This window comes from Hyphomicrobium sp., from assembly GCF_020852195.1.
Lineage (GTDB): Bacteria > Pseudomonadota > Alphaproteobacteria > Rhizobiales > Hyphomicrobiaceae > Hyphomicrobium_C.
On record NZ_JADZBI010000139.1, the window covers coordinates 1 to 5239 of the forward strand.

Annotated in this window: 4 protein-coding genes and 1 pseudogene; 3 read left to right on the forward strand and 2 right to left on the reverse strand. The window is 60.3% G+C overall.

Annotation, left to right across the window (positions count from 1 at the left end):
- A pseudogene (locus IT540_RS11605) lies at positions 1–792 on the forward strand (porin); the annotation flags it as partial.
- Positions 793–998: 206 nt separating this feature from the next.
- Positions 999–1463, forward strand: coding sequence for a nuclear transport factor 2 family protein (locus IT540_RS11610; protein WP_291177607.1), 465 nt, complete (start codon positions 999–1001; stop codon positions 1461–1463).
- A 201-nt stretch (positions 1464–1664) separates the two neighbouring features.
- Here IT540_RS11610 and IT540_RS11615 read toward each other — a convergent pair whose 3' ends face one another.
- Entirely contained in the window at positions 1665–2093 is a 429-nt protein-coding gene (locus tag IT540_RS11615; RefSeq protein ID WP_291177610.1) for a universal stress protein, read from the reverse strand.
- A gap of 28 nt (positions 2094–2121) precedes the next feature.
- The gene (locus IT540_RS11620; RefSeq protein WP_291177613.1) at positions 2122–3555 is read right to left on the reverse strand and encodes a sodium:proton antiporter; all 1434 of its coding nucleotides are present in this window, start codon (positions 3553–3555) and stop codon (positions 2122–2124) included.
- A 283-nt stretch (positions 3556–3838) separates the two neighbouring features.
- On the opposite strand from IT540_RS11620, the gene nhaA reads away from it, so the two are divergent.
- The gene (nhaA, locus tag IT540_RS11625) at positions 3839–5221 is read left to right on the forward strand and encodes a Na+/H+ antiporter NhaA (RefSeq protein WP_291177615.1); all 1383 of its coding nucleotides are present in this window, start codon (positions 3839–3841) and stop codon (positions 5219–5221) included.
- Positions 5222–5239 lie beyond the last annotated feature (18 nt).

Here is a 5239-nt window from a genome sequence, read left to right on the forward strand (position 1 = left end):
GCGGCCATGTTCACCGATCTCTCCGGCACGCAGATCATCGACAACTACACGTTCCTGGCCGGCTTCCCCCACTTCCGCCTGCGCGAGACGTCGGGCGCGCTCTCGCCACTCACCTGGGGCCAGCTCGGCTTCTGCTACACTCAGGGTGCGCCGTTCGGCGGCGACTGCAATGGCATCGTCATGAACGGCGTGCGCTATGACACGCCGACCTACGCCGGCTTCACCGCCTCGGCGAGTTGGGGCGAGGACGATTTCTGGGAAGTCGCGCTTCGCTACGCGGGTGAGGTGGCGGGCTTCAAGCTCGCCTTCGGCGCCGGCTACACGGAGATGGCGGACGAAGGAACCTCGTCTCCCGTTGCCGTTGCCGCGGGCAAGGACTCGAACTTCTTCCAGGTCGGCGGCTACGCGGAGCACATTGCGACCGGCCTCTTCGTGCACGGCGCCTACGGCCGCGAGGACAACAACGCGACGCTGCTCGCCAACGGCTTCGTAGAACCGGACAGCGAGCACTACTACGTCAAGGCCGGCATCCGCCGCAAATGGACGCCGCTCGGCGCAACTGTCGTTTACGGCGACTACGCGGCCTACCTGGACCAGCTTGGCCCGGCCGCGCTGGCGGCCGGCGCCACGTCGAGCACACTCGAGCGCTTCGGCGGCGGCATCGCCCAGGAGATCGACGCCGCAGCCATGACACTCTACCTGAAATATCAGCGATACGAGGCCGACGTGGATGGGCTCGCCGATTTCGAGGAGGCGGACTTCGTGAGCCTCGGCGGCCTGATCAATTTTTAGACGCGGCCACGGGGCAAATCTATCGGTCGTCAGCATTTTTTGGACAGTCGAGTGTTTGATCGGTCGATCCGCGATCCCGCTGGCATCCAGGCCGCTGAACTACCCGGGGGACCAGTCGTAGGTGGCCCCTTTGGGTCTCGCGGGCCGCGCGCTTTCGAACGCGGAGGCCGCCGGGCTCACAGAACGACCAACAAGGAGGAAACGAAATGTCCAAGCCGCCGTTCCCGCCATTTACAGCCGAGACCGCCATTCAAAAGGTTCGGATGGCCGAGGACGCGTGGAACACTCGTGATCCCGAGCACGTGTCGCTTGCCTACACCGAGGATAGCGAGTGGCGCAATCGCGCCGAGTTTCCGCGAGGGCGTCGCGAGATCGTCGAGTTCCTGAAACGGAAGTGGGCGAAGGAGCTAAATTACCGCCTCATCAAGGAGATCTGGACGTTTGCCGACAACCGCATTGCCGTCCGCTTTGCCTACGAATGGCACGATGACGGCGGATTTTGGTACCGATCCTACGGCAACGAGAATTGGGAGTTCGACGGTCGCGGACTTATGCGCCGTCGCTATGCGAGTATCAATGACAAGCCCATCTCAGAGTCCGAGCGCAAGTACCGCTGGCCCCTCGGTCCAAGACCTCTCGACCATCCCGGCCTGTTGGAGTTGGGGCTATGAAGAAAGTCCCAGAAGCTGACATCGGTCGTGACGAACGCCCGCGCGAGTCGCACTCTGCTGAAGAAGTCCGCTACTCGATGTCGAGCGGACACCAGTGAGCCGCCGCTAACGGCAGCGAATGACCCTGAGCGGACTCTACCAAGCAGATCTAATTCGTGCTGCCGATCCCAAACCGCTTGGAGGTGTCCGGGATCACTGATGTCACTTAATCAGCGTGACCGGGAGCTTCGTGAGGTGGATGACCTTAGTGGCGACCGATCCCATAACGAGATTGCCGATCGCGCTCATGCCACGTGTTCCCATCAGGATGCCGTCGCAGCCAGCACTCTCGGCGCACTCGACGATCGAATTGGCGACATCGCCGATCAGGATCTTGCATGTGACGGGCACCCCTACTGCCTTGGCCATCTCGGCGGCGGGTTTCAGCAATTCCTCACTGTGCTGCCGCTGCAGCTCCTCGATCTTGTCGGCCGGCAGATAGGCCGCCACCCTGCCGTAGTCGATCGGCGGCTCATGGACGTGGACGACCGTCACGTCCAGAGGACCTTTCTCTTTGGCGAGCCGCAACACATATTCGAGAGCTCGGACTGCATTCTCGGAGTTGTCGAAGGGCACGAGCAGCTTGCGCACGGCGAACGCTCCTTGGCTTTGTTCGGCGCTAAAAGAACACCCAAGTGACAAGCAGGAAGCATGGGATCAGGATCGCGCTTGACCAAAGCATATAGCCGAAGAAGCTCGGCATCTTGATCCCTCGCTCCTCGGCGATGGCCTTCACCATGAAGTTAGGTGCGTTGCCGATGTAGGTGTTTGCACCCATGAAGACAGCACCAGCCGAAATTGCGAGCAGGGTCGTGCTGAGCGGCCCCATCAATTGCTCTGCATTACCACCTGCTATGTTGAAGAATACAAGATAGGTCGGAGCGTTATCGAGGAAACTCGACAAGCCACCGGTCAGCCAGAAATACATCGCATTGACCGGTTGGCCTTGCGCATCCATCACGAGTCGAACGACCGGAGCGAGCGCCCCGCTTACGCCGGCCTTCAAAATCGCAATGGCCGGGATGATCGTGATGAATATCCCTGCGAAGAGCTTTGCCACCTCTACGATCGGTCCCCAGCTAAAGCCGTTGCCGTCGCGGGTCTCGTGCTTGGTGATCGTCCAGGAGGTCCATGCAATCAGCAGAAGCAGGATGTCACGAACGACATTCTGCAGCTCGATATCGATGTGGTTCAGGGTCACTTTTATGCCCGGCTTCCACACTCCGCTCAACAGAACGGAGAGGAGGATTACGCCGAGAAGCACGACGTTGGCCCATCCCTCGATGCGCAGCCGGCTATCTGGCGTTGGATCAGGCTTAGGGGGGTAGTTCTCGTCGATGTGGAACATGTACCAGTCGAGGACGTAGAAGACAGCAAGCACGATCAACACGACGAGCGCCATCGGCGCGAGCAGATTGAACGTCGGCCAGAAGAAGCTGACGCCCTTCAAGAAGCCGAGGAACAGCGGTGGATCGCCGAGTGGCGTGAGGGCACCTCCGATGTTGGCAACGAGGAATATGAAGAAGACGATGACGTGTGCGTTGTGTTGCCGGTTGTCGTTCGCGCGAATGATTGGGCGGATCAGCAGCATGGCGGCACCAGTCGTGCCCGCAATGCTGGCGAGCAACGTGCCGACGCCGAGGATGCCGGTGTTGAGGCTGGGCGAGCCGTGCAGGTTGCCCTTGATGAGCACGCCGCCCGCCACGGTGAATAGGGCAAAGAGAAGGACCAGGAATGGGACGTACTCGAGAATGATGGTGTGGAACAGCTCGTGGAGCGTGGGCGACAGACCGACGTTGAGAACGCTCGGGACAATGAACGCAAGCGCCCAGCCAGCAGCTATCTTGCCGTAGTGATGATGCCAAACGCGAGGCGCCGCCAAGGGCATAATCGCGATCGAGAGCAGCAGCCCGGCAAACGGCACAACCCATAGAGCGCTGAGTTGAGCGCCATCGAGCTGCGAGGCTTGGTCGGCGGCCGAGGCTGACGCGGTGACGAATTGCGCCGCTGCCGTCAGTATGGCTGCCGATCTGATCCCCCGAAAAACGTGCATGCGCGATAGTCCCCTATAGTGCCCGATTGGAAGGTGTTTGTGGTCGGGAAAGCGCGGATAGCCATATCCGCATGAAAACGAGAGGAACACTATGTCGGACATAGTCGAGCTCAACACTATCGACCCCAGCGGACGGAACATGCGCGCGGCTGGTTGCCACGGCGAACGTCAACCGGTTGATTTAGTGAAGCCCGGGTGCCAATAAGAGATATGGGTGTTCGCCGCATTCGGCGGTGAGACAGGTCAAGCGATGGTCGGGCCGCCGCGCGGAAAGCGTGTGGCTATGGCCCATAGACGATTGTCCCGCGGCCTTTCTCGATCGCAGACGTTGGCCGAGCAGGCGGTCCTGACTTTCGAACGCTTTATCCGCATAGAAGCGGCAAGCGGCGTTGTGCTGCTTGGTGCGGCGGCCGTTGCGCTCATCTGGGCCAACTCCCTCTTTGCCGACAGTTATCATGCCTTTTGGCACCTGCCGCTATCGGTAGGGCTAGGCGAATTCGTGTTCGCCAAATCACTCCATTTCTGGATCAACGACGCGTTGATGACGATATTCTTCCTCGTTGTAGGAATGGAGATCCGACGCGAGATCCACGAAGGCGCGCTGAGTAGGCTTGACCAAGCTCTACTACCCGTTGCCGCCGCAACTGGTGGCGTGCTTTTGCCTGCATTGATCTATGTAAGTTTGAACACCGACCCTGTGCGGGTGCACGGCTGGGCGGTGCCGGTTGCAACCGATATCGCCTTCGCCGTCGGCGTCCTTGCTCTGCTGGGCCGGTCCATACCAGGCTATGTTAGAGTTTTTCTTCTGGCGCTGGCTATAATCGATGATGTGATCGCAGTTCTGATCATCGCCTTCTTCTATTCGGGAGGGCTCGATATCAGCGGTTTTCTGGTCGCCGCCATTGGCATCTTTTTGATCTTGGGCTTGCAGCGGATGGGGGCCGGTTCGGCTTTTGCCTACGTGGTTCCTGGCGCGATTGTCTGGATCGGTTTGCTCATGACCGGCGCCCACCCAACGCTTTCCGGTGTCGTACTCGGTCTGATGACCCCCGTGTTGCCGATGCCGATGCGTGAGGCGCCCTTGGAGGCCCTATCGCGTATTGCCGAGGAGCTGCGGAACGGCGATGCGGTGACAACAAAGGATGTCCACCGTTTGGCGCACCCACTCCGAACACTTCGCCTGGTTCGCCGTGAGATGCTGCCACCCGTCATACGCGTTCAGACTGCCCTGCATCCCTGGGTGGCCTTTGGCATCATGCCACTATTCGCTCTGGCGAATGCAGGTGTGTCGATAGACGGCGTGGATCTCTCGGTCGGCGGAGCGCACTACGTCATGCTCGGGGTGGGCGTAGGTCTTGTACTCGGCAAGCCGATTGGTGTCGTCGCCGCGACTTGGCTGATGGTTCGCCTTAAATGGTGTCAGCTTCCTCCCGGTGTGACATGGCACGGCGTATGGCTTATCGGCTTGCTGGCAGGCATCGGCTTCACGATGTCCATCTTCATCGCGATGCTGGCGTTCGAGAATGAAAGTCTTCTCGGCGCAGCGAAGCTGGGCGTGCTGCTCGGCTCGTTGATCGCCGCTCTCATCGGCCTCGCGTGGGGCGCAATATATGTTCGGCGTATGCGACGCGTGGCGGCTCTGGACGCCAAGACCGAGGTGCATTGAACATGTGGCAGCCATTCA

Excerpts from the sequence above, each read along its gene's own strand:
- IT540_RS11610 (WP_291177607.1), top strand. The coding sequence starts at position 999 with ATGTCCAAGCCGCCGTTCCCGCCATTTACAGCCGAGACCGCCATTCAA.
- IT540_RS11620 (WP_291177613.1), bottom strand. The coding sequence starts at position 3,555 with ATGCACGTTTTTCGGGGGATCAGATCGGCAGCCATACTGACGGCAGCG.
- nhaA (WP_291177615.1), top strand. The coding sequence starts at position 3,839 with ATGGCCCATAGACGATTGTCCCGCGGCCTTTCTCGATCGCAGACGTTG.